This window comes from Rhizobium sp. AN80A, assembly GCF_030053015.1.
GTDB classification, from domain to species: domain Bacteria; phylum Pseudomonadota; class Alphaproteobacteria; order Rhizobiales; family Rhizobiaceae; genus Rhizobium; species Rhizobium metallidurans.
Window position 1 is genome coordinate 1,413,851 of sequence record NZ_JASJPX010000003.1, and the last position, 23,415, is coordinate 1,437,265.

Annotated in this window: 22 protein-coding genes and 1 pseudogene; 8 read left to right on the plus strand and 15 right to left on the minus strand. The window is 61.6% G+C overall.

Going from position 1 to position 23,415, the window contains the following annotated elements:
* Nucleotides 1-84 precede the first annotated feature (84 nt).
* Entirely contained in the window at nucleotides 85-639 is a 555-nt protein-coding gene (locus P3R82_RS18595; RefSeq protein WP_183899603.1) for a DUF177 domain-containing protein, read from the minus strand.
* 9 nt (nucleotides 640-648) lie between these two features.
* On the minus strand, nucleotides 649-1,239 hold the full coding sequence (locus P3R82_RS18600; protein WP_283194845.1) for a ubiquinol-cytochrome C chaperone family protein: 591 nt from the start codon (nucleotides 1,237-1,239) through the stop codon (nucleotides 649-651).
* Nucleotides 1,240-1,426: 187 nt separating this feature from the next.
* On the opposite strand from P3R82_RS18600, the gene P3R82_RS18605 reads away from it, so the two are divergent.
* Nucleotides 1,427-1,957 carry an outer membrane protein assembly factor BamE gene (locus P3R82_RS18605; protein WP_183899601.1) on the plus strand — a complete coding sequence of 177 codons (531 nt, stop codon included), beginning with the start codon at nucleotides 1,427-1,429 and terminating at the stop codon, nucleotides 1,955-1,957.
* 86 nt (nucleotides 1,958-2,043) lie between these two features.
* Here the strand turns inward: P3R82_RS18605 and P3R82_RS18610 are convergent, their stop codons facing one another.
* The 3 genes from P3R82_RS18610 to ribH all read right to left on the minus strand — a co-directional run bounded on the left by P3R82_RS18610 (nucleotide 2,044) and on the right by ribH (nucleotide 5,339).
* Nucleotides 2,044-4,182: a sodium-translocating pyrophosphatase gene (locus P3R82_RS18610; protein ID WP_283194846.1), complete on the minus strand. Its 2,139-nt coding sequence runs from the start codon at nucleotides 4,180-4,182 to the stop codon at nucleotides 2,044-2,046.
* A gap of 215 nt (nucleotides 4,183-4,397) precedes the next feature.
* A complete protein-coding gene (gene nusB / locus P3R82_RS18615; protein ID WP_183899599.1) occupies nucleotides 4,398-4,880 on the minus strand; it encodes a transcription antitermination factor NusB in 483 nt (160 codons plus the stop codon).
* A 3-nt stretch (nucleotides 4,881-4,883) separates the two neighbouring features.
* Nucleotides 4,884-5,339, minus strand: a complete 456-nt coding sequence (gene ribH, locus P3R82_RS18620) for a 6,7-dimethyl-8-ribityllumazine synthase (protein WP_018898685.1) — start codon at nucleotides 5,337-5,339, stop codon at nucleotides 4,884-4,886.
* A 230-nt stretch (nucleotides 5,340-5,569) separates the two neighbouring features.
* On the opposite strand from ribH, the gene P3R82_RS18625 reads away from it, so the two are divergent.
* Together P3R82_RS18625 and P3R82_RS18630 are read left to right on the plus strand one after the other, a co-directional pair.
* The gene (locus tag P3R82_RS18625; protein ID WP_283194847.1) at nucleotides 5,570-6,073 is read left to right on the plus strand and encodes a cupin domain-containing protein; all 504 of its coding nucleotides are present in this window, start codon (nucleotides 5,570-5,572) and stop codon (nucleotides 6,071-6,073) included.
* 17 nt (nucleotides 6,074-6,090) lie between these two features.
* Nucleotides 6,091-6,582, plus strand: coding sequence for a GNAT family N-acetyltransferase (locus P3R82_RS18630; RefSeq protein ID WP_283194848.1), 492 nt, complete (start codon nucleotides 6,091-6,093; stop codon nucleotides 6,580-6,582).
* Nucleotides 6,583-6,859: 277 nt separating this feature from the next.
* On the opposite strand, the gene P3R82_RS18635 is transcribed toward P3R82_RS18630, so the two are convergent.
* The 7 genes and pseudogenes from P3R82_RS18635 to P3R82_RS18665 form a co-directional block, all read right to left on the minus strand.
* Complete coding sequence (locus tag P3R82_RS18635; RefSeq protein WP_283194849.1) at nucleotides 6,860-7,480, minus strand: riboflavin synthase; 621 nt, start codon at nucleotides 7,478-7,480, stop codon at nucleotides 6,860-6,862.
* Nucleotides 7,480-8,764 (minus strand): annotated as a pseudogene (gene ribD / locus P3R82_RS18640) (bifunctional diaminohydroxyphosphoribosylaminopyrimidine deaminase/5-amino-6-(5-phosphoribosylamino)uracil reductase RibD). Before ribD ends, P3R82_RS18635 begins: the two are co-directional and overlap by 1 nt.
* A gap of 3 nt (nucleotides 8,765-8,767) precedes the next feature.
* Nucleotides 8,768-9,244 (minus strand): transcriptional regulator NrdR, encoded by a 477-nt coding sequence (nrdR, locus tag P3R82_RS18645; RefSeq protein ID WP_183899594.1) that lies wholly within the window; start codon nucleotides 9,242-9,244, stop codon nucleotides 8,768-8,770.
* Between the two features lie 9 nt (nucleotides 9,245-9,253).
* Entirely contained in the window at nucleotides 9,254-10,552 is a 1,299-nt protein-coding gene (gene glyA, locus P3R82_RS18650) for a serine hydroxymethyltransferase (RefSeq protein WP_283194850.1), read from the minus strand.
* A 154-nt stretch (nucleotides 10,553-10,706) separates the two neighbouring features.
* A complete protein-coding gene (locus P3R82_RS18655) occupies nucleotides 10,707-12,011 on the minus strand; it encodes a L,D-transpeptidase family protein (RefSeq protein ID WP_283194851.1) in 1,305 nt (434 codons plus the stop codon).
* A 458-nt stretch (nucleotides 12,012-12,469) separates the two neighbouring features.
* Entirely contained in the window at nucleotides 12,470-12,985 is a 516-nt protein-coding gene (locus P3R82_RS18660) for a MarR family winged helix-turn-helix transcriptional regulator (protein ID WP_018898693.1), read from the minus strand.
* A 130-nt stretch (nucleotides 12,986-13,115) separates the two neighbouring features.
* On the minus strand, nucleotides 13,116-13,553 hold the full coding sequence (locus P3R82_RS18665; protein WP_283194852.1) for a DUF6163 family protein: 438 nt from the start codon (nucleotides 13,551-13,553) through the stop codon (nucleotides 13,116-13,118).
* Nucleotides 13,554-13,701: 148 nt separating this feature from the next.
* Here P3R82_RS18665 and hemB point away from each other — a divergent pair, with 148 nt between their 5' ends.
* The 4 genes from hemB (at nucleotide 13,702) to P3R82_RS18685 (ending at nucleotide 17,095) form a co-directional block, all read left to right on the plus strand.
* The gene (gene hemB / locus P3R82_RS18670) at nucleotides 13,702-14,715 is read left to right on the plus strand and encodes a porphobilinogen synthase (protein WP_283194853.1); all 1,014 of its coding nucleotides are present in this window, start codon (nucleotides 13,702-13,704) and stop codon (nucleotides 14,713-14,715) included.
* Nucleotides 14,716-14,792: 77 nt separating this feature from the next.
* Complete coding sequence (locus P3R82_RS18675) at nucleotides 14,793-15,251, plus strand: RDD family protein (protein WP_283194854.1); 459 nt, start codon at nucleotides 14,793-14,795, stop codon at nucleotides 15,249-15,251.
* 176 nt (nucleotides 15,252-15,427) lie between these two features.
* Entirely contained in the window at nucleotides 15,428-16,204 is a 777-nt protein-coding gene (locus tag P3R82_RS18680) for an arginyltransferase (protein ID WP_283194855.1), read from the plus strand.
* Complete coding sequence (locus P3R82_RS18685; RefSeq protein WP_283194856.1) at nucleotides 16,205-17,095, plus strand: DMT family transporter; 891 nt, start codon at nucleotides 16,205-16,207, stop codon at nucleotides 17,093-17,095.
* On the opposite strand, the gene P3R82_RS18690 is transcribed toward P3R82_RS18685, so the two are convergent.
* Together P3R82_RS18690 and parC are read right to left on the minus strand one after the other, a co-directional pair.
* Nucleotides 17,031-17,543, minus strand: coding sequence for an SRPBCC domain-containing protein (locus P3R82_RS18690; RefSeq protein WP_283194857.1), 513 nt, complete (start codon nucleotides 17,541-17,543; stop codon nucleotides 17,031-17,033). The two genes, P3R82_RS18685 and P3R82_RS18690, sit on opposite strands and share 65 nt — an antisense overlap.
* Nucleotides 17,544-17,711: 168 nt before the next feature.
* The gene (gene parC / locus P3R82_RS18695) at nucleotides 17,712-19,970 is read right to left on the minus strand and encodes a DNA topoisomerase IV subunit A (RefSeq protein ID WP_183899585.1); all 2,259 of its coding nucleotides are present in this window, start codon (nucleotides 19,968-19,970) and stop codon (nucleotides 17,712-17,714) included.
* Nucleotides 19,971-20,195: 225 nt separating this feature from the next.
* Between parC and P3R82_RS18700 the strand changes: the two genes are divergently transcribed.
* Nucleotides 20,196-21,383 (plus strand): hypothetical protein, encoded by a 1,188-nt coding sequence (locus P3R82_RS18700; RefSeq protein WP_283194858.1) that lies wholly within the window; start codon nucleotides 20,196-20,198, stop codon nucleotides 21,381-21,383.
* 133 nt (nucleotides 21,384-21,516) lie between these two features.
* Here the strand turns inward: P3R82_RS18700 and aspS are convergent, their stop codons facing one another.
* Entirely contained in the window at nucleotides 21,517-23,307 is a 1,791-nt protein-coding gene (gene aspS, locus P3R82_RS18705; protein ID WP_283196376.1) for an aspartate--tRNA ligase, read from the minus strand.
* Nucleotides 23,308-23,415 lie beyond the last annotated feature (108 nt).

The window sequence follows — 23,415 nt, forward strand, 5'->3', positions numbered from 1 at the left end:
TTCGTCCCAGGAGGGCGAAATTTCGGCCAAAATACCGGTTTTCCCGTCGCTGACAACTGAATTATGTCAAACAGCGAGCGGCTTTCAGTCCTTTTTCCAGTCTTTCAGAACAGCGAAGGCGGAAGGCTTCTTATCGTTCTCTCCGGTGTCTTCTATGTGACCATCGAAGGCAACGCCCTCCTTGCGGGGGTACGGATCGATCGCCATGGCGGCGAATTCGGTGGCCACTTCGCCGGCGTCGATCGTGTCGCCCACGAAGCTTTCCGGCATGTCGGGACCATCGGGGTCCAGCATCATTTCGCCGGTGTCGTTGGCCGGACGGCGCGCAAGCTTGGAATTTTCCGGGACGAATATCTGCTCGAAGGGTTCATCGATCTTCGATGGCACCGGCTCCAGCGTCACAACGCAGCTCTGCACGATGCTTGCCCGCACCCTGCCCTTCACGCGGATGCCATCCTTCTTCCATCGCGCGATCTGCAGATCGGCGCGGAAATCGTCGACCGAGATCACGTCCCAGGTTTCGGCGAGCGCCTGCAACTCGTCCTTGTCGGCTTCGAGATGAATGTCGACGGGATTGGCCGAGACGTTGCCGACCTTCACGAGATAGGAAAAAGGCGGGTTATCGGTTGGATTCTTCATGGGGTCTCCTCACGCAACGCCCGGCAATGTTGCCGATCCGGTCGCGATCGTGTCTTCGGACTGCGCCGACAATTCCGATTCGGCGACGAACATCCAGTCAGCAAGGCCGCGCATGTCGACGGCGTCAGCCGCTTCGGGATGAATGTTGCGGCCAAGCGCCATGGCGAGAGCCGGAACATCGTTGGCGTCCATGGCCTTGGAATAGGCTTCGAGCCGGCCATAGAACATGCCGGCGAATTTCTTCATGCGCTTGGGAACGCTGTTGTCGCCGATCCCGAGCTCGCGGATCGAATGGTCGATGTCCTGGAAGAATGCATCGACGATTTCCTGGGCGATTTCCTGGCCACTGGTCGCGGATGCGCGGGTGCGGCGAAAAAACAGGATCATCACCGCCGACAGCATCTCGAAGCGGCCCATAACGGTATCGGGAACATTCAGGCTTTCGTAGAATGCAGGCGTGCGCGCCGCCGAGGTCAGCGTCGCGTATTGCCGGTCGACGATCGCCTGATTGCTGTTTTTCTTGCCAAAGAGCCCGAATATCATTGTTTTTTCCGGAAAGGCCTCGTTCTGGGCGCCAACCTGCGTCCGGCCGTGTTGCATGATTTCGAAAGCTGGTTTACCGAAGCATGCGCGAATTGCAATGGCGAAGGTGGCCAGTTTCGGGACAGCGCTTCGACGACGGCCACTCGGCAGATGGCTAACGTCCGACCCCGGAAAGGCCACAATGGTTTTGCATCAGCGTAACATTGCATGGCCGATGGCTGGTATCGATACGTTAAGGGAGTAGATGTCGTTGAAGAAACGGTATTTCAAGTCTGACAGGAAATTCCTCAGCAATGCCGCCATTGCCATCATGATAGCCTCCGCCGGATTGACCGGCTGCCAAACCGGTACGGTTCTCAACGGCGGTTATGTCGCCGACGAGCAGTCGCTCAACCTGGTTCCCGAGGGATCGAGCCGCGAGCAGGTCCTGCTTTCGCTGGGCACGCCTTCGACGACCGCCACCTTCGATGGCGAAGTCTTCTATTACATCTCGCAGCGCCGCGAGCGCTCGCTGGCGTTCCAGAAGCTCAAGGTCGTGGACCAGAGCGTGCTCGCCATCTACTTCGACAAGGACGGCGTCGTTACCCGCCGCGCCAACTACACGCTCAAGGACGGCAAGCCGTTCGACACGATCACGCGCGTCACGCCGACGGGCGGCAAGGATCTCACCTTCCTGCAGCAGCTGCTTTCGGGCGGCAGCGCCGCGAACATGGCCAAGGGCCTGTTCGGCGCCGGCTCCCAGCCATCGCCGCAGAACCCGGCCAGCCTGCGCTAACAGGAATATCTATTCGCCCATACAAAACCCGCCGGATCGCTCCGGCGGGTTTTTCGTTGGTTGCAATGCTTATCCGGCCGGAGAGACTATCCGGCGAGGATAGCGAGCAGCAGCAGCGCCACGATATTGGTGATCTTGATCGCCGGATTGACGGCAGGGCCAGCCGTATCCTTGTAGGGATCGCCGACCGTATCTCCGGTCACCGATGCCTTGTGCGCTTCCGATCCCTTCATGTGGCGCGTGCCGTCCTTGTCGACGAAACCGTCCTCGAAGGACTTCTTGGCGTTGTCCCATGCGCCGCCGCCCGAGGTCATTGAGATCGCGACGAACAGGCCGTTGATGATGACGCCGAGGAGCGACGCGCCAAGGGCGGCGAAGGCCGAAGCCTTGGAGCCGGAAATGGCAAGCACGCCGAAATAGACGACGACGGGCGCCAGAACAGGAAGAAGCGACGGAATGATCATTTCGCGGATGGCCGCCTTGGTCAGCAGGTCGACGGCCTTGCCGTAATCCGGCTTCTCTGTCCCCTGCATGATGCCGGGCTTTTCGCGAAACTGCTTGCGTACCTCCTCGACGATGGAACCGGCCGCGCGACCGACCGCGGTCATGGCGATGCCACCGAAGAGATAGGGGATGAGGCCGCCAAAGAGCAGTCCGGCGACGACATAGGGGTTGGACAGATCAAAGGAGATCGTGCCGATATTGGCGAAGTAGGGATACTGGTCGCCGCGCGAGGCGAAATATTGCAGGTCGTTCGCATAGGCCGCGAAGAGCACGAGAGCGCCGAGACCGGCCGAACCGATCGCGTAGCCCTTGGTAACGGCCTTGGTGGTGTTGCCCACCGCATCGAGCGCGTCCGTCGATTTGCGCACTTCCGGCGGAAGATGGGCCATTTCGGCGATGCCACCTGCATTGTCGGTGACAGGGCCGAAGGCGTCGAGCGCCACGATCATGCCGGCAAGGCCGAGCATGGCGGTGACGGCGATGCCGGTACCGAACAGTCCGCCGAGCTGGAAGGTCGCCAGGATGCCGCCGACGATGACGATCGCCGGAAGTGCCGTCGATTCGAGTGATACGGCAAGCCCCTGGATGACATTGGTGCCGTGTCCCGTCACCGATGCCTGGGCGATCGAATTGACCGGGCGCTTGTTGGTGCCGGTGTAGTATTCGGTGATGACGACGATCAGCGCGGTGACGACGAGGCCGACGATACCGCAGATGAACAGGTTCATGCCGGTGATCTCACGACCGGCCACGGTGCCGATCGCCCCCCAACCGACGGTGAGCGACGTTGCCGCACCGAGGCCCAGGATCGACAGCAGACCGGTGACGATGAGCCCCTTGTAGAGGGCGCCCATGATCGAGCCGTTGCTGCCGAGCTTGACGAAGAAGGTACCGATGATCGAGGTGATGATGCAGGCGCCGCAGATGACCAGCGGATAGATCATCGCCGACTGGAGCATCGGCGTGCCGCCGAAGAAGATCGCCGCGAGAACCATCGTCGCGACGACGGAAACGGCATAGGTTTCGAAAAGGTCGGCCGCCATGCCGGCGCAATCGCCGACGTTGTCGCCAACGTTGTCGGCGATGGTGGCGGGGTTGCGGGGGTCGTCTTCCGGAATGCCGGCCTCGACCTTGCCGACGAGATCGCCGCCCACATCGGCGCCCTTGGTGAAGATGCCGCCGCCGAGACGGGCGAAGATCGAAATCAGCGATGCGCCGAAGCCGAGCGAGACCAGTGAATCGATCACCTCACGCGAGGCGGGATCGTGGCCTAGCACACTCGTGAGGATCAGATAATAGATGGAGACGCCGAGCAGCGCCAGGCCGGCGACCAGCATGCCGGTGATGGCGCCCGACTTGAAGGCGATGCCGAGACCGGCGGCCAGGCTATGCGAGGCGGCCTGCGCGGTACGCACGTTGGCGCGAACCGAAACGTGCATGCCGATGAAACCGGCAGCGCCCGACAGGACCGCACCCACCAGGAAGCCGATCGCGGCCGTGGCGGAGAGCAGCAGCCAGGCGGCGATGAAGACAACGACGCCAACGATAGCGATCGCCGTATACTGGCGCGTCAGATAGGCCTGCGCGCCTTCGCGAATATAACCCGCAATTTCCTGCATGCGGGCATTCCCCTGGTCGGCTGATAGCACCGACCGGATCGCCCAGATGGCATAGACCACCGAAAGCAACCCGCACGCTATTACGAATAAAAGAATCGTCATTTCGCTCTTTCCTCCAAAAGAGCCGGAGCTCACTCCCTCTCCGGCTGCGAACACGCCGTCCTCATTTCCTCCCACAGAAATGCTGCAACGCCGAGTGGAGATTGCGGGGAGGAAAACGGGACGTCAAGCCCGCAAGGGCGGAAAACCCTTACGGAGCAATGGGAAAGAGGAGATAAGCCAATCGGAGGAAGGGGCCGATTCTTGCGCGCGAAACGCTACTTTTTCTGATCGCCGCGAACCTGCTTGGCGATGCGGTCGAGAACCGCATTGACGAGCTTGGGCTCGTCATCGCTGAAGAACGCCTGAGCGATCTCGACATATTCGGTGACGATGACCGCAACCGGCACGTCCTTGCGGTCGAGAAGCTCGAAAACGCCGGCGCGCAGAATGGCGCGAACGGTGCTGTCGAGGCGCGACAGCGCCCAATCGTCCTGCAACGCCGAGGCAACCAGCGGATCGAGGCGCTTCTGTTCGCGCACGACGCCGGAGACGATCGAACGGAACCAGGAAGGATCAGCCTTCAGATAGGTTTCGCCATCCAGTTCCTGGCCGAGACGATGGGCTTCGTATTCGGCGACGATTTCGAGAACCCCGGCACCGCCAACATCCATCTGATAGAGCGCCTGCACGGCGGCAAGGCGCGCGGCGCCGCGCTGGTTGGCTGTCTTGACCGGACGCTCCGCGTTTTCGTTGCTCATACTTTATGCACCCAGCTTTTTCTTCAGCTCGATCATGGTGAGAGCTGCGCGAGCGGCAAAGCCGCCCTTGTCCTTGTCCGAACGACGTACGCGCGACCAAGCCTGCTCGTCGTTTTCGACCGTCAGGATGCCGTTGCCGATGGCAATGGATTCGCTGACGGACAGATCCATCAAAGCGCGCGAGGATTCGTTCGATACGATATCGAAGTGGTAGGTCTCGCCGCGAATGACCATCCCGAGCGCAACGTAGCCGTCATAGTTCGTGCCGTCATTATCCGCTCCATCGAGAGCCATTGCAATCGCAGCCGGAATTTCCAGCGCGCCGGGAACGGTGACGACGTCATAGGTCGCGCCTGCTTCGGTCAATGCGAAGGTGGCGCCTTCCAGAAGCGCGTCGGCCATGTCGTCGTAGAAACGTGCTTCAACGATCAAGATATGAGGAGCGGTTTCTCGCGCCATGGGTCACCTTCATTTCCTAGAGGATTTGCCGTTCGACAGGCGGCGGTCAAAACACGCCTTTGCTAGAATGGCAAGCAAATTCGGCTCATGGCTGCGGTGCAAAATCGCGAATCGTCCCGGCGATTGGCGAGGTGCTGGCGGACCGCCTGTTCGAAAACGCCAAGTGCCGATCGATAACGGGTTGATTTCCCGCGCAAACTCATAGTTCCCTGGGGCAAAGGGAGACGAGAATGACCGATCAGCAGACACCCATCGTCAACATCGATGCCCTCAGCCTCGACCGCTGGAAGCAGGGAGCGCTTTACGAAAGCGCCGATACCTCGTTCGCAACGATGCTGGGCCTCAAGGGGCTCGGCGTCAGCTATAACGAGGTGCCGGCAGGCAAATCGAGCTGTCCCTTCCACAACCATCATGTCGAGGACGAGATGTTCTTCGTGATCGAAGGAGCCGGCGAATACCGTTTTGGATCGGCGCGCCATCCGATCCGCAAGGGCGACGTGCTCGGCGCACCGGCGGGCGGGGCGGAGACGGCACACCAGATCATCAACACGGGCGCGACCCCGCTCATCTATCTCGGCATCTCGACGAAGGCCGCAACCGATATCGTCGAATATCCTGATTCCGGCAAGTTTCTCGCCAAGACGCGCCGCGAGGGATCGCTCGACCGGTCGTTTCGCGAGATGGGCCGCGTCGGCGGCAGTCTCGATTACTGGGATGGCGAGCCTGGGGCGTGACGAGGAAAGCGATCGCGATGACCGAGATACCGACGATCGAGACCGAGCGGCTGATCCTGCGACCGCACACAGTTGAGGATTTCGAGGCTTATCATGCGCTCTGGAGCAACGATGCGGTCGTGCGCTTCATCAGCGGGGTGGCGTCGACGCGAGAGCAGAGCTGGGGACGCATGCTGCGCGTCGCCGGGATGTGGTACCATATCGGCTTCGGTTTCCTCGCCATCGAGGAAAAATCAAGCGGCCGGTTCGTGGGCGAAGCGGGCTTCCTGGACATGAAACGCGACATGCAGCCCGTCAGCACCGAGGGGACGCTGGAAGCGGGCTGGGCGTTGATGCCGGAGGCTCAGGGAAAGGGTTACGCGACCGAGGCGCTGCGGGCTCTGATCGGCTGGGCGGAGGCACGCTTTCCGTCACGGCCGATGAGCTGCATCATCGATCCCGACAATGCCGCCTCGCTGCGCCTTGCCGAAAAGCTCGGCTTTGGCGATGCTAGAGCCTTTCCTGCTTAGATTGAAGCATTCTGCCGGAGCAGGTTTTCGTCAGGGCAAAGGCGATTGGCGAAGGGCATACCCCAGGTACGGTCGAGCCGATCGCCTTTGATCCTGGCGGAAAGATGCCCGGCCCTTCGGGTTGGCTGAAACGGGCCGCCTGATCGTCCGGCCGGCTTGGCCGTATGCGTGGGCTACGACGCGCGCCGGCCGGGCGACCATCCGACTCCGTTTGAGCCAACAGAATGTTTCAATCTAAGCAGGAAAGGCTCTAGGCGCACGCACTATAATGGCGAGGTTATTCTGCTTTCGCGACCGGGAACTCGGCCAGTCTAGCGGCATAGCGCGCCATGGTGTCGACTTCGAAGTTGACGAAATCGCCGGCCTGGCGCTTGCCCCAAGTCGTGACCTCGAGCGTGTGGCGAATGAGAAGCACGTCGAAGTCGGTGCCATCGACGGCGTTGACCGTCAGCGATGTGCCATCGAGCGCGATCGAGCCCTTGGGCGCGACGAACTTCGCCAGATGCTCCGGCGCGCGGATGCGGAAACGGGTGGCGTCGCCCTCTTCGGTGACGGAGAGGATTTCGGCCTTGCCATCGACATGCCCGGAGACGATGTGGCCGCCGAGTTCGTCACCGATCTTCAGCGAGCGCTCGAGATTGACGGGGCTGCCCTCTTTCCAGGTGCCGATCGTCGTCAGGCGCAGCGCCTCTTCCCAGGCTTCGACCTCGAACCAGCGACCGTTGCTGCCTGTTTCCGGCAGGCCCGTGACGGTCAGGCAGATGCCGGAATGCGAGATCGAGGCGCCCATATCTATGGTCGCGGGATCGTAGCTGGTGGCCACGCGCAGCTTGATGCCTTCCTTCAAGGGTGAGACGGATTCGATCGTGCCGACGTCGGTGACAATGCCTGTAAACATCAAACTTCTCTTTCGTACTCGTCCAGGCTGTCGTCGCCAATCACGCGCGTGCCCATATGCTTGAAATCGGATGGGATATCGGTCTTGCGGACCGGCGTTTCAATACCGCCTTGCCCAATCGTGCCCGGGCCCTGATAGAGCAGGATGCGGTCGACATAGCCCGTCTCGAGGAAAAGCCGCGCCGTCCTGGCGCCGCCTTCGACCAGCAGCGAGGAAATGCCGCGGGAGGCGAGTGCCGGGAGAAGCTGTTCCGGGTGGTAGGGGTGGCAGTACACGACTTCGACGCCGGCGGTTTCCAAGGCTTGGCGGCGGGCGTCGAGTTGATTGTTCGAGGCGTCGGCGGTTGGGATGCCCCCCTCTGCCCAGCCAATCTCCCCCACAGGTGGGGAGATTGGCTGGGCGGAGCCGCTCGCTTCAACATCGACTGTCTGGCTGGACGGCTGCCACGCATCGATCTCCCCCCTTGTGGGGGAGATGTCCGGCAGGACAGAGGGGGGGTAAATCTTGCTCCCACGCCTCCGAAACCTCTTCACGCCCCACCACAATCACAGGAACCTGCCGCGCCGTCCGCACCAGCTTCGACGTCAACGGCAACTCCAGCAGCGGATCGAGCACGATCCGCACCGGCGAGCGTCCCTCAAGACCGGGAATGCGCACGGTGAGTTCCGGATCGTCGGCAACGGCTGTGCCGATACCGACGAGGATCGCGTCAGTTTCGGCGCGCAACTGCTGCACTTCGGCGCGTGCGGCCGGGCCGGTGATGGCGATCTGGCCCTCGCCCGTACGGCCGATCATGCCATCCTTGGAAACGGCAAGTTTCAGAATCACATAGGGACGGTTCTTCGTCTGGCGGGTGAGATAGGCGGCGAGCGAGCGGCGCCCCTCCTCCTCCAGCAGCCCGGTCTCGACCCCGATGCCGGCATCGCGGAGCATCCCGATGCCCCTGCCCGACACACGTTCATCGGGATCGGTGACGCTGATGACGACGCGGCTCACACCGGATGCGATCAGCGCATCGGCGCAGGGCGGCGTCTTTCCGTGGTGGGAGCATGGCTCGAGCGTCACATAGGCGGTCGCGCCGCGGGCCAGTTCGCCCGCTTGCGCCAGCGCCTGCGGCTCGGCATGCGGACGGCCGCCGACTGCCGTGGTACCACGGCCGACGATATTGCCATCGCGCACGACGACGCAACCGACGGAGGGATTGGTGGATGTCTGGCCGAGATGGAGGAGACCCAGGCGGATCGCCTCCCGCATGAATTGCGCGTCGTCCGGCGAGGCGCTCATCGCTCAGCTGTCCAGCGGATCGCGTGCGATCTTGGCATTGATCTCCGAGATCACCTTCTCGAAATCCTCGGCATGGCTGAAATCCCGGTAGACCGAGGCGTAGCGCACGAAACCGACGTCATCGAGGCTTTTCAGCGCCTCGAGAACCTGCAGGCCGATCTGCTCGGAGCTGATCTCGACCTCACCGGAGCTTTCCAGGCGCCGGACGATCCCGGAGACGGCGCGCTCGATGCGGTCGCGGTCGACGGGGCGCTTGCGCAGTGCGATCTCGAAGGAGCGCACCAGCTTGTCGCGATCGAAAGGCACCTTGCGGCCGGTCTTCTTGACGACCATGAGCTCGCGCAGCTGCACGCGCTCGAAGGTCGTGAAACGACCGCCGCAGTCGGGACAAATACGCCTGCGGCGGATGGACGTATTGTCCTCCGCCGGGCGTGAATCCTTGACCTGTGTGTCTTCCGATCCGCAGAATGGGCAGCGCATGCGCTATCCTTAGCCGATGTAATCGTACATTGGGAAGCGGCCGGTGAGGCTCATCACCTTGTCGCGTACGGCTGCTTCGACGCTGGCATTGCCTTCGTCGGAGTTGGCGGCCTTCAGGCCGTCGAGAACCTCGACGATGAGATTGCCGATTTCCTTGAATTCCGCTTCCTTGAAGCCGCGCGTCGTGCCTGCGGGCGCGCCGAGGCGAACACCTGACGTGACGAAGGGCTTTTCAGGGTCGAACGGAATGCCGTTCTTGTTGCAGGTGATGTAGGCGCGGCCGAGCGCTGCTTCCGCGCGCTTGCCCGTGGCGTTCTTCTTGCGAAGGTCGACCAGCATCAGGTGGTTGTCAGTGCCGCCGGAGACGACGTCGAGGCCGCCCGCGATCAGCGTATCGGCAAGCGCCTTGGCGTTCTTCACGATCTGCGCCGCGTAATCCTTGAACTCAGGCTGCAGCGCTTCGCCGAAGGCAACGGCCTTGGCGGCGATGATGTGCATGAGCGGACCACCCTGGAGACCCGGGAAGACGGCCGAGTTGAACTTCTTGGCCAGATCTTCGTCGTTGGTCAGGATGACACCACCGCGCGGGCCGCGCAGCGACTTGTGGGTCGTGGTGGTCGCGACGTGGCAGTGCGGGAACGGCGACGGATGCTGGCCACCGGCGACGAGACCGGCGATGTGGGCCATGTCGACCATCAGGTAGGCGCCGACTTCATCGGCGATCTCGCGGAAGCGCTTCCAGTCCCAGATACGGGAGTAAGCGGTGCCGCCGGCGATGATGAGCTTCGGCTTGTGGGTGCGCGCCTTCTCGGCGACGTCGTCCATGTCGAGCAGGTTGTCGCCTTCACGAACGCCATAGGACACGACGTTGAACCACTTGCCGGACATGTTGACCGGCGAACCGTGTGTCAGGTGACCGCCCGAATTGAGGTCGAGACCCATGAAGGTGTCGCCCGGTTGCAGCAGCGCGAGGAAGACGGCCTGGTTCATCTGCGAGCCGGAGTTCGGCTGAACGTTGGCGAAGTTGACGCCGAACAGCTTCTTGGCGCGTTCGATCGCAAGCTCTTCGGCGATGTCGACGAACTGGCAGCCACCGTAGTAGCGCTTGCCCGGATATCCCTCGGCGTACTTGTTGGTCATGATGGAGCCCTGGGCTTCCAGAACCGCGCGGGAAACGATGTTTTCCGAAGCGATCAGCTCGATCTCATGACGCTGGCGACCGAGTTCCTTTTGGATCGAACCGAAGATTTCCGGATCGGTATCGGCAAGCGAGCGATTGAAGAAGGTCTGGGTAGAAGCATTGGTCATCGGCGGGCTCCTCAACTGGAATGCGCTAGGCTATTAGCGCTACGCCCTTTCAAGGGCAATACGAAGAACGACATTTGCTAGGCAATCTACGCGCAACAAAAAACCGCGCCCTGAAAGACGCGGTTTTTTATGGGTCGAACGGAGCATGCGGCTCTTACTGAACCGGCTGCTCCATCCCTGATGTGGTGTCGAGCGCGAGCTCGGCATTGCCGTCCATCTGATAGATGTCGTCGCGGAACTGCACAACACCGTCGGGCATGGCCCAGGCGGAGATGTAGACGAAGTAGACAGGCACTTCTTCCGCAAGCTTGATCGGCGTGCTGACGCGGGTGGTGATCACCTGCTCCATCTGCTGGCGAGACCACGGAGGGGTATCACGCAGCAGCCAGGTGGTCAGATCGCGGACGTTCTGAACGCGGACGCAGCCGGAAGACTCGAAGCGCATGAGCTTGTTGAACAGGCCCTGCTGCGGCGTGTCGTGCATGTACTCGCCGTTCTTGTTGTAGAAGTTGATCTTCGTCGAAGCCATGGCGTTGATCTTGCCCGGATCCTGGCGGAACGTGAGGTTCGGCGCCTTTTCGGCGTTCCAGTCGATCGTCTCCGGCGCGACCTCCTCACCCTTGCCGTCGATCAGGCGGATGTTGTTCTTCGTCAGATAGGTCGGGTCCTTGCGCATCAGCGGCACGATGTCTTTCTCGACGATCGAGCGCGGCGCGGTCCAGTAAGGATTGAGGATGACCTCGTAGATTTTCGAGTTGACGAGGTGGGTCTGGCGGCTGATGCGGCCGACGATGGCGGCATGGCGCGTCACGACGCTGCCATCCTCGATACCCTCGACATAGGCGGCCGGGATGTTGACCATCACATGGCGACGGCCGAGCTCCTCGGGGAAGGTCTGCAGGCGAACGAGGTTGGTGGTGAGCTGCTGCAGGCGCACATCGGCCGGAACATTCATCGCCTTCAGCGTGAATTCACCGATAACGCCATCGGCCGGCAGGCCGTGACGGGCCTGAAAGCGCTTGACCGCGCCGTCGACGTAGGAATCGAAGGACGAGGACATGCCGGCTTCGCGCGGCAGGTCGCCGGTGATGAAGAGGCGCTGACGCAACGCCTGGACGGACTGGTCGGTGACGCCGATCTGCAAACGCTGCTGGCCAGGATTGACCTGCGGCCACCCGCCGGCGGATGCGATCTGCTGATACTGCGCGATTGCCTGCTGAACGCTGGGAACGGACTGCGGTCCGAGAATAGGCGTGTTCGACACGACGGCGGTGGCCGTACGCGAAGCGGCCTTCGCGTCGAACTGATCGTCCCAGTCGCCGCGCTCCGGTGCGTTGATGATCGAATCGATCGCCGACTGCGCGAATGCCGGCGCCGCGACCGTGCTTGCGCCGACAGCCGCCGCCGAGGCGAGAAACGCCCTTCTGGAGAGAGCTTCAATTCCAATTTTCTTCGACATTCGTCCCAACCACAATAATGCCGCCGCTTGAGAGACCGGTGGCTTTGCCCTTCGTCACCGCGCATAACGCAGTCGCTGCCCATCCGTTGCCACGGCGCGCCTCGAAATCTCGCTGCCGGCGATCACTTGATCGCGAGCAGAAAAGCGAGGTTTTAGGAACCTCGGCTCCAGGAAACGCCGGTTTCCGTGTATTTCCGCTGCCATGCTAATATGGCCAATTCGTGTCTCCGCCGCAAAGCGCAACCTTCGATGGCGATCGAGGCGAAAAATGAACCAAACCATTGCAAGGATTTTCCTGGCTAATAGCGGCTAAAACGCGACTTGAATACAGGCGTTTGTGCCTCGAAGCATGGTTGACCGGTCATGCGTTGCAAAGATGCCACGTCGGCCAAAACGGCAAAGCCGGACGCGCAGGGAAACGCATCCGGCTTTCTTTGACCTTGGAGGGGTCTTGTTGCTTAGAGACGATACATGATCGAGTCGTTCCAGAAGCGGTCGAGACGGGTCAGCAGCTTGTTCATCTGCGCGAACTCGTCGGTGCCGATGCCGCCGACCTTGTCGATCGATGCCGTGTGGCGCTCATAGAGCTTGGCAACCGTCTCGGCGATTTCCTGGCCGGTTTCCGTCAGGCTGATGCGGACCGAGCGACGGTCGATGCGCGAGCGCTGGTGGTTGATGAAGCCGAGGTCGACGAGCTTCTTGACGTTGTAGGAAACGTTGGAGCCCAGGTAGTAACCGCGGGAGCGAAGTTCGCCGGCGGTCAGTTCCGAGTTGCCGATGTTGAAGAGGAGAAGAGCCTGGATGGCGTTGACGTCGCTGCGACCCTGACGGTCGAACTCGTCCTTGATGACATCCAGAAGACGGCGGTGAAGACGTTCAACAAGATGAAGGGATTCCATGTAAAGATCACGGATACCCAGGTCCTGCTGTTCACGGAAGTTCGATACCGCCTGCGGCTTGATTTTCGTATTCATGATGACTGCCTCACTGTTTTGTTTGGCGGTGTTGGTTGTCTTCCCGCCTTGAGACAGACCCTATCGAATACAGATAAAATTCTACTTAAACTGCAGGCTTAACAGTGCCTTACCAAAAGGCGCTGTTGTATCAGGGTAAATCAACACTTACCTGCTGCCGGCGCCGGCGCTTCTCCTGCCAGAGCAGGAAGCGGAAAACCGCGTAGATGACGGCGACCACGGCATGGAGGAAAATGACGAGCTTGTTGGCTCCGAAAATCTCCGGAAGAAACCCGTACATGACGATCTGGCCACCTGCCGCGAGCACCCAGATCACCGGGCCCCAGGATACCGCCAGCCAGAGCCCAAGGGCTGCGACCGGGAAGAGGACGGCAAGGCTAGTGCTGGCCACCTTCCACGGCAGGCTCAGCAGATCAAAGCGGCCGGCACCGATCAGCGAGTAGCCGACGAGCATGGCCCAATACTGCAATCCAAACCAGAAGCACGATATCGCGATCAGGCGCAGGAACAGGACGAAGAGAACGCCGGTCAGCGTGCTTTTCGGTATGGTCGGAGAATCAGCGTTCATGCGTCAGACAATAGGTGCGTGGCGACGTCTTCGCCAGCGCTTCGTCACCAGCCGTTTGCCGGTTGCGGCCATTCGCCCGGTTTGGATTTATCTGACGACATGATAATGAGCGCGGCAACAATTGGAACCGCCAAGAGCTGGAACGATCATGCAGGACAAGACACACCTCGTCGACGAAATCACGGGCCACCGCCGGATGCGGCGCAACCGCAAGGCGGACTGGACGCGCCGGATGGTGCAGGAGAACCGGCTGACGGTGGACGACCTGATCTGGCCGGTCTTCGTGGTTCCGGGCTCCGGCATCGTCGAGCCGATCCCCGCCATGCCTGGCGTCAACCGCATGAGCGTCGACAAGCTGGCGGAAGCCACGAGGGAAGCGGCCGATCTCGGCATCCCCGCCATCGCGACCTTCCCGAATATCGAGATGTCGCTGCGCGACGAGACAGGCTCCAACAGCCTGGAGGCGAACAATCTGATCAACCAGGCAACCGCCGCCATCAAAAAGGCCGTGCCGAATATCGGCGTCATCACCGACGTGGCGCTCGATCCGTTCACCAGCCACGGACATGACGGCATTCTGCGCGGCAACGAGATCGTCAATGACGAGACGGTCGATCAGGTGGCGCGCGCCGCCGTCATGCAGGCCGATGCCGGCTCCGACATCATCTCGCCGTCCGAAATGATGGATGGCCGCATCGGCGCCATCCGCAGGGCACTCGACGCCGCCGGGCACCAGAATGTCGGGATCATGAGCTACGCGACGAAATTCGCATCCGCCTTCTATGGCCCCTACCGCGAGGCGATCTCCACGGGCGGGCTGCTGAAGGGCGACAAGAAGAGCTACTATATCGACCCGGCCAACGGCACCGAGGCGATCCGCGACGCCGCGCTCGACGTCGAGGAAGGCGCCGACATGCTGATGGTCAAGCCCGGCCTGCCCTATATCGATATCTGCTGGCGGATGAAGGAAGCCTTCGGCCTTCCGACCTTCGCCTATCAGGTGTCGGGCGAATACTCGCAGATCAAGGCGGCGGCGATGAACGGCTGGATTGACGGCGAAAAGGCGATGCTCGAGACGCTGCTCGCCTTCAAGCGCGCGGGCTGCGACGGCATCCTCACCTATTTCTCCATCGAGGTCGCCAGGATCCTCGCCAAGCGCTGATCGTTTCGCGCCAATATTGTATTCGGGGAGAGCGTCACCATATCAGCGGTAGCCACTCTCGAAAGGAGATCGTAACGATGTCGCTCAACCCGAACCCGCTTTATGCCGCACCTGACGACTGGCGCGCCTATAGCGGCACGCTGAGCCGACGCGTCTTTGCGTTCATCCTCGACTATGTGGTCATCCTTTTGCTCTGCATTCCAGCGGCAGTCATCCTGTTCTTTCTGTCGATCGTCACGCTCGGTCTCGGTTTCTTCCTCTATCCGGCCCTGTTCGCGATCGTCGCGGGCCTCTATTTCGGCTTCACGGTCGGCGGCCCGAGCCAGGCGTCGCTCGGCATGCGGGCGATGGGCATCGCGATCGTGCGCGTCGACGGGCGTGAAATGGATTTCCTGACTGCCATCGTGCATCTGGCGCTGTTCTGGATCCTGAACTCGGTTCTCACGCCGCTGATTCTGCTGGTCGGCCTGTTCACCGACCGCAGCCGCCTGCTGCACGACCTTCTTATCGGAACGGCGACGATCAGAACCGCGTGAAATCCGCCAAGCCTCTGAAATAATCAAACTTCCCCGGCTTTACAGGGGACGCCGGCGGGCCATATCCGAAAGTATAAGCGATCATAAAGCGCGGCCGACCGCCGCGCTGTTGACGTTTTCTTTTCTTAAGTCATGCTGTCATTTCAGCATGCAACCGAAGGACATCTCCGCAGCAGATGAATACGCAGACCACGCCATCTCCGCAGTTTTATCTGACGGCCCCGGCTGCCTGCCCTTATCTTGCGCATGAGATGGAACGGAAGGTTTTTACGCATCTCGTCGGGCCACGCGCCGCCGAGATGAACGACATCCTGACGCAGGGCGGATTTCGCCGTTCCCAGAACATCGCCTACCGTCCCGCCTGCGAGGCCTGCCGGGCCTGTGTTTCGGTGCGCATCCTCGCCGACGAGTTCGAGCCGACCAAATCGATGAAGCGGGTGGTCGCGGCCAATTCCGATCTGATCTCCACCGAATTTCCGGCGCAGCCGTCGAGCGAGCAATATTCGCTGTTTCGCCGCTATCTCGACTATCGGCACCAGCAGGGCGGAATGTCCGACATGACGGTGCTCGATTATGCGATCATGGTCGAGGACACGCATGTCAACACCAAGATCATCGAGTATCGCCGACGCGTGGAAGGCTCGGGGCTGGAAACGCGGCCGAGCGGTGAACTGATCGCGGCGGCTCTGACCGATACGATGAGCGACGGTCTCTCGATGGTCTATTCCTACTTCAACCCTGACCTCGACAAGCGGTCGCTCGGCACCTTCATGATCCTTGACCACATCAGGCGGACAAAGGCGCTCGGCCTGCCGCATGTCTATCTCGGATACTGGGTTCAAGGCTCGCGAAAAATGGACTACAAGACCCGTTACCAGCCGCAGGAGCACCTGACCGCCCGCGGCTGGGAGCGTTTCGACCCCACATCCCTTCCCGAAGGCAGCCAAGCTTAAATGCCCCTCCCCACCCTTTCCGATCACAGGAAGGGCCTGCTGCTGACGGCGATCGGCGGCCTTGCGCTCTCCATGGACATTCCGCTGGTTCGCCTGGCAAATGGCGATATGTGGTCGATCGTCGGCATGCGCAGCATCACCACTGTCGTCGTGACGCTTGTGATCGTTTGCCTGATCCGGTGGATCAAGGGAAGCTGGCCGGCGATGGTGCCGGGTCGGGCGGGTCTTGTTGCCGGTGGCCTCTACGGCCTGTCGACTGTGACGTTCCTGCTCGCGGTGTTCAATACCTCGACGGCGAATGTCGTCTTCATCGTCGCCTTCAATCCGATGTTCGGCGCGCTGCTTTCATGGCTGTTCCTGAAAGAGCGTCCATCCATGTCGACGCTGGTGACCATGATGGTGATGATCCTTGGTGTCGGCATGATCGTCGGTGACGGCCTTTCCGGCGGCAACGGCTTCGGCGATGCGATGGCCCTTTTGACAGCGCTGGTGCTTGCGGGCGCGATTACCGTCGGGCGTGCGTCACGCCGCGCCATGGGGTTCGTGCCGCTGCTCGCCGCCGTGCTTCCGGCGGCCCTTGGTCTGGCGAACGCCCTTCCGGCGGGTCTGGTCATCGACAACCCCGCCTGGATCATCTTCAACGGCGCGGTGCTGATGCCGGTGTCGTTCTGGTGCCTTGCCAGCGGCCCGCGCTATCTATCCGCGCCCGAGGTCGGCATGTTCTACCTGCTCGAGACCATCCTGGCGCCGATCTGGATCTGGCTGATCTTTTCAGAAACGCCGCCGGTCATGACACTGATCGGCGGCTCGATCCTCGTCACCGCGATTATGGCGCACTCGCTTTGGATGGTTCGGAGACAACCTGCGACGGAACAAGCTCCGGCAGTTTGACGGCGTGAACCGCATCGAGTTCGCGCTCCAGTCCGTTCAGGATGTGCGTCCAGCCGCGATGCGTCCGTTCCTCGAAGGCCGACCATTCAGCGCACATTTCATGCGACAGCGTCAGGCGCGTGCCCTCCCCCAGCGGCTCGATATCGATGCGGATGCGATCGGCGTTGTGATCGTGCTCGGCGACCGAAAACGAGAATGTCATCAGGCGCGGCCGGCGCATTTCGAGAAACACGCCATAATGAACGGCGTCGCCGGTCGGCCGTCTGTCGATGACGAGGAAATGGCCGCCGACGCGCGGCTCGATATCGGCGCGGATGACCCGGCCGTCATCGGTGGCGAAGAGGAAGCGTTTGGCGATCTCGGGATTGAGCCAGGCGTCGTAAACCTCGCAGGGCGAGGCATTGTAGGTGTGGGCGACGGTCAGCGTAATGGTCTTGCAGGCAGTCATCAACATTCCTCCGTGATCGGACCTCCATGATCGGACATGCCGCCTTCCCACGAAGGCGCCACATACGATCATTCCGTCCGCCTTCGGAATGATGTTTGTCCATGTTGTGATTACAGGGCAAAACTAGAGGAAATGCCCCGCTCGCCAAGAGCGGGGCGCTGATATATTTCAGCCGGCGAACTTGCCGCTGCGGGGGAAGCCCTTGGGAACGGTACGGCCGGCGGAGGCGCGGTCGGCAAGCCATTCGGCGAGCTCTTCCTTGTTCTTGCTGAACGTACGGCCGGCGCTGTCTTCCCAGACGAGGCCATCCGCGATCGCGAAGCAGCGCACGTCCGAAATGCCGCCATCCTTGTAGCGCTGCAGGCGAACGCCCTTGCCGCGCGACATTTCCGGTACCTGATCCAGCGGGAAGACCAGGAGCTTGCGGTTCTCGCCGACCACGGCGACGTGGTCGCCGGAAACGGGCACGAGGAGTTTCGTCTCGTCGGGCATGGAAACATTCATGATCTGCTTGCCCTTGCGGGTATTGGCGACCATGTCCGCCTCGGCGACGACAAAGCCGTTACCGGCCGTCGAGACGATCATCTGCTTGCGCTGCGGATCGTGGACGAAGGCCGTCAGCACGTCCTGATCGTTGTCCATGTCGATCATGATGCGCAACGGCTCGCCATGGCCGCGACCGCCAGGCAGCTTGTCGCCACCGAGCGTGAAGGCCTTGCCGCCGGTGGTGACGACCAGGATCTTGTCGGTGGTCTGCGCGGGGAACGCGATCCTCAGCGCATCGCCTTCCTTGAAGGTGAGCGTCGCGGTGTCGGAGATGTGGCCCTTCAGCGCGCGGATCCAGCCCTTCTCGGAGACGACGACGGTGATCGGCTCCTTCTCGATCATCGCCTGCTGGATCGCCTGCTCGTCGGCATCGGGCGCTTCGGCAAACTGGGTGCGACGGCGGCCGAGTTCGGTCGCCTTGGCGAACTTCTTCTTCACCTCGCCGATTTCCCAGGCAACGGTCTGCCACTGCTTGTCCTCGGAGGCGAGCAGTGCTTCGATCTCGGCCTTTTCCTTGCTCAGAGCGTCGAACTCGGTGCGGATCTCGAATTCTTCCAGCTTGCGCAAGGAGCGCAGGCGCATGTTGAGGATGGCTTCGACCTGGATCTCGGTGAGCGACCAGCGCGCGACCATGACGGGCTTGGGTTCATCCTCCTCGCGGATGATGCGGATCACCTCGTCGATGTTGAGGTAGGCGATCAGCAGGCCGCCCAGGACTTCGAGGCGACGCTCGATGGCGGCAAGGCGGAAGCGTGAACGACGCTGAAGCACGTCGCGGCGGTGGTCCAGCCACTCCTTCAGAACCTCGTTCAAAGCCATGACGCGCGGAATGCGGCCCATGGAGAGAACGTTCATGTTCAGCGGGAAACGGCTTTCGAGTTCCGTCAGCTTGAACATGGATTCCATGAGGATGGTCGGATCGACGGTGCGGTTCTTCGGCACCAGCACGACGCGGACATCCTCGGCCGACTCGTCGCGGATGTCCTCGAGCAGCGGCAGCTTGCGTGCGATCAAGAGCTCGGCGATCTTCTCGATCAGGCGCGACTTCTGCACCTGGAACGGAATTTCGGTGACGACGATCTGATAGCCGCCGCGGCCGAGATCCTCGGTCTGCCATTTGGCGCGCGTGCGAAAGCCGCCGCGGCCGGTCTTGTAGGCGTCGATGATCGTCTGGCGGTCGTCGATGATGATGCCGCCGGTCGGGAAATCCGGACCGGGGATGAACTGTTCCACCAGCGTCTCGACCGTCGCATCCGGATGCTTGATCAGATGCAGCGCCGCGTCGCACAGTTCATGCGCGTTGTGCGACGGGATGGAGGTCGCCATGCCGACGGCGATGCCCGACGAGCCGTTGGCGAGAAGGTTCGGGAAGGCGCCGGGGAGAACCGTCGGTTCCTGGTCTTCCTCGTTGTAGGTCAGCCGGAAATCGACGGCGTCCTGATCGACACCCTCGAGCAGCAGCCCGGCGACATCGGTCATGCGCGCTTCGGTGTATCGATAGGCGGCGGCACTGTCGCCATCGATGTTGCCGAAGTTCCCCTGCCCGTCGACAACGGGATAACGCTGCGAGAAATCCTGGGCGAGACGGACCAGCGCATCGTAGACCGACTGGTCGCCGTGCGGATGGAACTTACCGATGACGTCACCGACGATACGGGCGCATTTCTTGAAGGCCGAGTTCGGGCGGATACCCATCTCGCTCATCGCGTGGATGATGCGGCGGTGGACCGGCTTCAGGCCGTCGCGGACGTCGGGCAGCGCGCGATGCATGATGGTCGACAACGCATAGGCGAGATAACGCTCCTCGAGCGCCGCCTTCAGGTCGATCGGAAGAATGCTGTCATCGTCTCCGCCGGAGGGCGGCAAAATCTCTTGTCCCATACCTTCTGACTAAACGAGATGGTTGATGTGAGCAAGGAATCCGGGCATTGCGGCTGTGGATGAAGTCTCCGAACAGAAAGAAAACAACCGCTAAAACCTTTCTGCCCGAATTTGGACTTTGTTTGCTTGTCCCTTCAACAGAATTTTAGAGAACGCAAAATATAAACCGGCGCAGATCCGTAGTAGATTGACGGCCAACCGCCCACCTGGACCAGAGGAACATTCATGACATTTTACCGGACGACGCGGCTCATGCTTTCGGGCGTGGCATTCCTTTCTCTCGCCGGCTCCGCTTTCGCGCTCGATGGCCAGGATCTGCTGAAGAAGATCAATGCCGCCTACACGATGCAGGGAGGCACGCTCGCGGCCGACGGCATCGACGTGAACGACAAGACCGTCACGCTGAAGAATGCCAGCTTCAAGCCGAACAATGGCGATGCGCTGCCAATCGGCGAAATCAAGCTGAGCGGCGTCGAGCAAAACGACGACGGCGGCTACTACATCGAGGAAGCGACCTTCCCCGACATCAACACCACCAATGACGGCGCGACGCTGACCGTCAGCGAGCTCGCGCTCGGCGGCGTCTCGATCCCGGCCGACGCCAAGGGTGAAGGCCTCTCCTCGATGATGCTCTACGAGACCGCGCGCAGCGGCCCGCTGAAGGTCGTCCAGAACGGCGCCGAGCTGTTCTCGATCGGCGGCACCGAAATGAACCTGACGCTGCGCGAAGACGAGTCCGGCTTCGATTTCGACGGCACCTTCAAGGGCCTCAAGGCTGATCTCGGCAAGGCGACCGATCCGCAGAGCAAGGAAGCGATCGAGAAGCTGGCGCTGCAGCAGGTCAACGGCGACATCACCATGAAGGGTGGCTGGGACATGGCCCCCGGCACGATCGATGTGTCGGAGTTCGCCTTCGACTTCAGCAATGTCGGCAAGCTCAACCTCGCCTTCAAGATCAACGGCTACACACTTGCCTTCATGAAGTCGATGCAGGAAGCCGCACAACAGGCGGAAGCCAACCAGAACAAGGAACAGGCCCAGCAGGCCTTCGGCCTCGCCATGCTTGGCCTTCTGCAGCAGCTTTCGTTCGAGAGCGCCCAGATCCGCTTCGACGACGCCTCGATCACCAAGCGCGCGCTCGATTACGCCGGCAGCCAGCAGGGCATGTCGGGTCAGCAGATGGCGGACTCGCTGAAGGCGATGGCGCCGATCATGCTGGCGCAGCTCAATATCCCCGAGCTGCAGAACGCCGTATCGGCCGCGGTCAACACCTTCCTCGACGACCCGAAGAGCCTGACGGTCGACGCCGCTCCGGCCAAGCCCGTACCCTTCCCGATGATCATGGGTGCCGCCATGGGCGCACCGAACACGCTGCCGCAGGTACTCGGCGTGAAGGTTTCGGCGAACGATTGATCGCTGTGACGTGAATGAGAAAAAGCCCGGCGCGCATTGCTCGCCGGGCTTTTTTGTTACCTGAGAATGATCGGAGCTAGAAACGAAAAAAGCCCGACTCGCGCCGGGCTTTTCTCGTTCAAGCGTTGCCCGCTCAGTCCTTCTTGACCGGCGGCATGACGCGCAGCGACAGTTCCATCAGCTGCTTCGGCGTTGCCGGCGACGGGGCGTTCATCAGCAGGTCCTGTGCCTGCTGGTTCATCGGGAACAGCGTGATTTCGCGCAGGTTCTTGGCGCCGAGCAGAAGCATCACGACGCGGTCGATACCGAAGGCGCAGCCGCCATGCGGAGGCGCGCCGTACTGGAAGGCGCGGTACATGCCGCCAAAGCGTTCCTCGACATCGGTCTGGCTGAGACCGACCAGTTCGAAGGCCTTGACCATGGCTTCCGGCGACTGGTTACGGATCGAGCCCGAGGCGATTTCGAAGCCGTTGCAGACGGCGTCGTACTGGTAGGCCTTGAGCGACAGCGGGTCCTGCGTCTGCAGCGCCTCGAGGCCACCCTGCGGCATCGAGAAGGGGTTGTGGGCGAAATCGATCTTCTTGTCTTCCTCGCTCCATTCGTAGAACGGGAAGTCGATGATCCAGCACAGTTCGAAGCGATCACGATCAACGAGGTTCAGGTCTTCGCCCGCCTTGGTGCGCGCTTCGCCCGCGAACTTGTAGAATTTGGACGGCTCGCCGGCGACGAAGAAGGCGGCGTCGCCCGCTTCAAGGCCGAGCTGGACGCGGAGCGCTTCGGTGCGCTCCTCGCCGATGTTCTTGGCGAGCGGACCGGAACCGCCGACCTTGCCGTCTTCTTCCTTCCAGAAGATGTAGCCGAGGCCCGGCTGGCCGAGCGATTGCGCCCAGGCGTTCATGCGGTCGCAGAATGCACGGCTACCACCGGTCTTGGCCGGGATGGCCCAGACTTCGACCTTCGGGTTCGACGCGATCATGCCGGCGAAGACCTTGAAGCCGGAGCCGGCGAAATGCTCGGTGACGGCCTGCATCTCGATCGGGTTGCGCAGGTCGGGCTTGTCGGAGCCGTACTTGCGGATCGCGACGTCGTAAGGGATGCGCGGCCATTCCTTGGTGACCGGCTTGCCTTCAGCGAACTGCTCGAAGACGGAGGTCATGATCGGGGCCATCGTGTCCCAGACGTCTTCCTGGGTGACGAAGCTCATTTCCAGGTCGAGCTGGTAGAATTCGCCAGGCAGGCGGTCGGCGCGCGGGTCTTCATCGCGGAAGCACGGCGCGATCTGGAAGTAGCGGTCGAAACCGGCAACCATCAGGAGCTGCTTGTACTGCTGCGGCGCCTGCGGCAAGGCGAAGAACTGGCCGGGGTGGATACGCGACGGCACGAGGAAGTCGCGCGCGCCTTCCGGCGAGGAGGCCGTCAGGATCGGGGTCGTGTATTCGCCGAAGCCGGCCGACGTCATGCGGTTGCGGATATCGGAGATAATCTGGCTGCGCTTGACGATGTTCTTGTGCAGCGTCTCGCGGCGCAGGTCGAGGAAGCGATACTTGAGGCGGATGTCCTCGGGATAGTCAGGCTCGCCGAAGACCGGCAGCGGCAGTTCCTTGGCTTCGGAGAGGACTTCGATCTCCTGGGCGTAGAGTTCGACCTCGCCGGTCGCCATGTTCTTGTTGACGGTATCTTCCGAACGCGCCTTGACGACGCCGTCGATGCGGATGACCCATTCGCCGCGCACGGTCTCGGCGATCTTGAAGGCCGGGCTGTCCGGGTCGGCGACGACCTGGGTCATGCCATAGTGGTCGCGAAGGTCGATGAAGAGAACGCCGCCATGGTCACGAACGCGGTGGACCCAGCCGGAGATCCGGACATTGGCGCCGACATCCGACTTGCGGAGGGCTGCGCATGTGTGGCTGCGGTAACGATGCATCATCTCAATTCCCAGTATTTGGCTTGAAGACGGCGGCGGGGGCTCGATTGGCTCTCCCGTTCCGACAAGAAAATCGGGCGGAAAAGCGCATGGACGGCCTGATTTGTC

Bases quoted from the DNA above. Each gene is read 5' to 3' on its own strand.
- P3R82_RS18595 (WP_183899603.1), bottom strand. From the start codon at position 639: ATGAAGAATCCAACCGATAACCCGCCTTTTTCCTATCTCGTGAAGGTC.
- P3R82_RS18600 (WP_283194845.1), bottom strand. From the start codon at position 1,239: ATGCAACACGGCCGGACGCAGGTTGGCGCCCAGAACGAGGCCTTTCCG.
- P3R82_RS18605 (WP_183899601.1), top strand. From the start codon at position 1,427: ATGTCGTTGAAGAAACGGTATTTCAAGTCTGACAGGAAATTCCTCAGC.
- P3R82_RS18610 (WP_283194846.1), bottom strand. From the start codon at position 4,182: ATGACGATTCTTTTATTCGTAATAGCGTGCGGGTTGCTTTCGGTGGTC.
- nusB (WP_183899599.1), bottom strand. From the start codon at position 4,880: ATGAGCAACGAAAACGCGGAGCGTCCGGTCAAGACAGCCAACCAGCGC.
- ribH (WP_018898685.1), bottom strand. From the start codon at position 5,339: ATGGCGCGAGAAACCGCTCCTCATATCTTGATCGTTGAAGCACGTTTC.
- P3R82_RS18625 (WP_283194847.1), top strand. From the start codon at position 5,570: ATGACCGATCAGCAGACACCCATCGTCAACATCGATGCCCTCAGCCTC.
- P3R82_RS18630 (WP_283194848.1), top strand. From the start codon at position 6,091: ATGACCGAGATACCGACGATCGAGACCGAGCGGCTGATCCTGCGACCG.
- P3R82_RS18635 (WP_283194849.1), bottom strand. From the start codon at position 7,480: ATGTTTACAGGCATTGTCACCGACGTCGGCACGATCGAATCCGTCTCA.
- nrdR (WP_183899594.1), bottom strand. From the start codon at position 9,244: ATGCGCTGCCCATTCTGCGGATCGGAAGACACACAGGTCAAGGATTCA.
- glyA (WP_283194850.1), bottom strand. From the start codon at position 10,552: ATGACCAATGCTTCTACCCAGACCTTCTTCAATCGCTCGCTTGCCGAT.
- P3R82_RS18655 (WP_283194851.1), bottom strand. From the start codon at position 12,011: ATGTCGAAGAAAATTGGAATTGAAGCTCTCTCCAGAAGGGCGTTTCTC.
- P3R82_RS18660 (WP_018898693.1), bottom strand. From the start codon at position 12,985: ATGAATACGAAAATCAAGCCGCAGGCGGTATCGAACTTCCGTGAACAG.
- P3R82_RS18665 (WP_283194852.1), bottom strand. From the start codon at position 13,553: ATGAACGCTGATTCTCCGACCATACCGAAAAGCACGCTGACCGGCGTT.
- hemB (WP_283194853.1), top strand. From the start codon at position 13,702: ATGCAGGACAAGACACACCTCGTCGACGAAATCACGGGCCACCGCCGG.
- P3R82_RS18675 (WP_283194854.1), top strand. From the start codon at position 14,793: ATGTCGCTCAACCCGAACCCGCTTTATGCCGCACCTGACGACTGGCGC.
- P3R82_RS18680 (WP_283194855.1), top strand. From the start codon at position 15,428: ATGAATACGCAGACCACGCCATCTCCGCAGTTTTATCTGACGGCCCCG.
- P3R82_RS18685 (WP_283194856.1), top strand. From the start codon at position 16,205: ATGCCCCTCCCCACCCTTTCCGATCACAGGAAGGGCCTGCTGCTGACG.
- P3R82_RS18690 (WP_283194857.1), bottom strand. From the start codon at position 17,543: ATGACTGCCTGCAAGACCATTACGCTGACCGTCGCCCACACCTACAAT.
- parC (WP_183899585.1), bottom strand. From the start codon at position 19,970: ATGGGACAAGAGATTTTGCCGCCCTCCGGCGGAGACGATGACAGCATT.
- P3R82_RS18700 (WP_283194858.1), top strand. From the start codon at position 20,196: ATGACATTTTACCGGACGACGCGGCTCATGCTTTCGGGCGTGGCATTC.
- aspS (WP_283196376.1), bottom strand. From the start codon at position 23,307: ATGCATCGTTACCGCAGCCACACATGCGCAGCCCTCCGCAAGTCGGAT.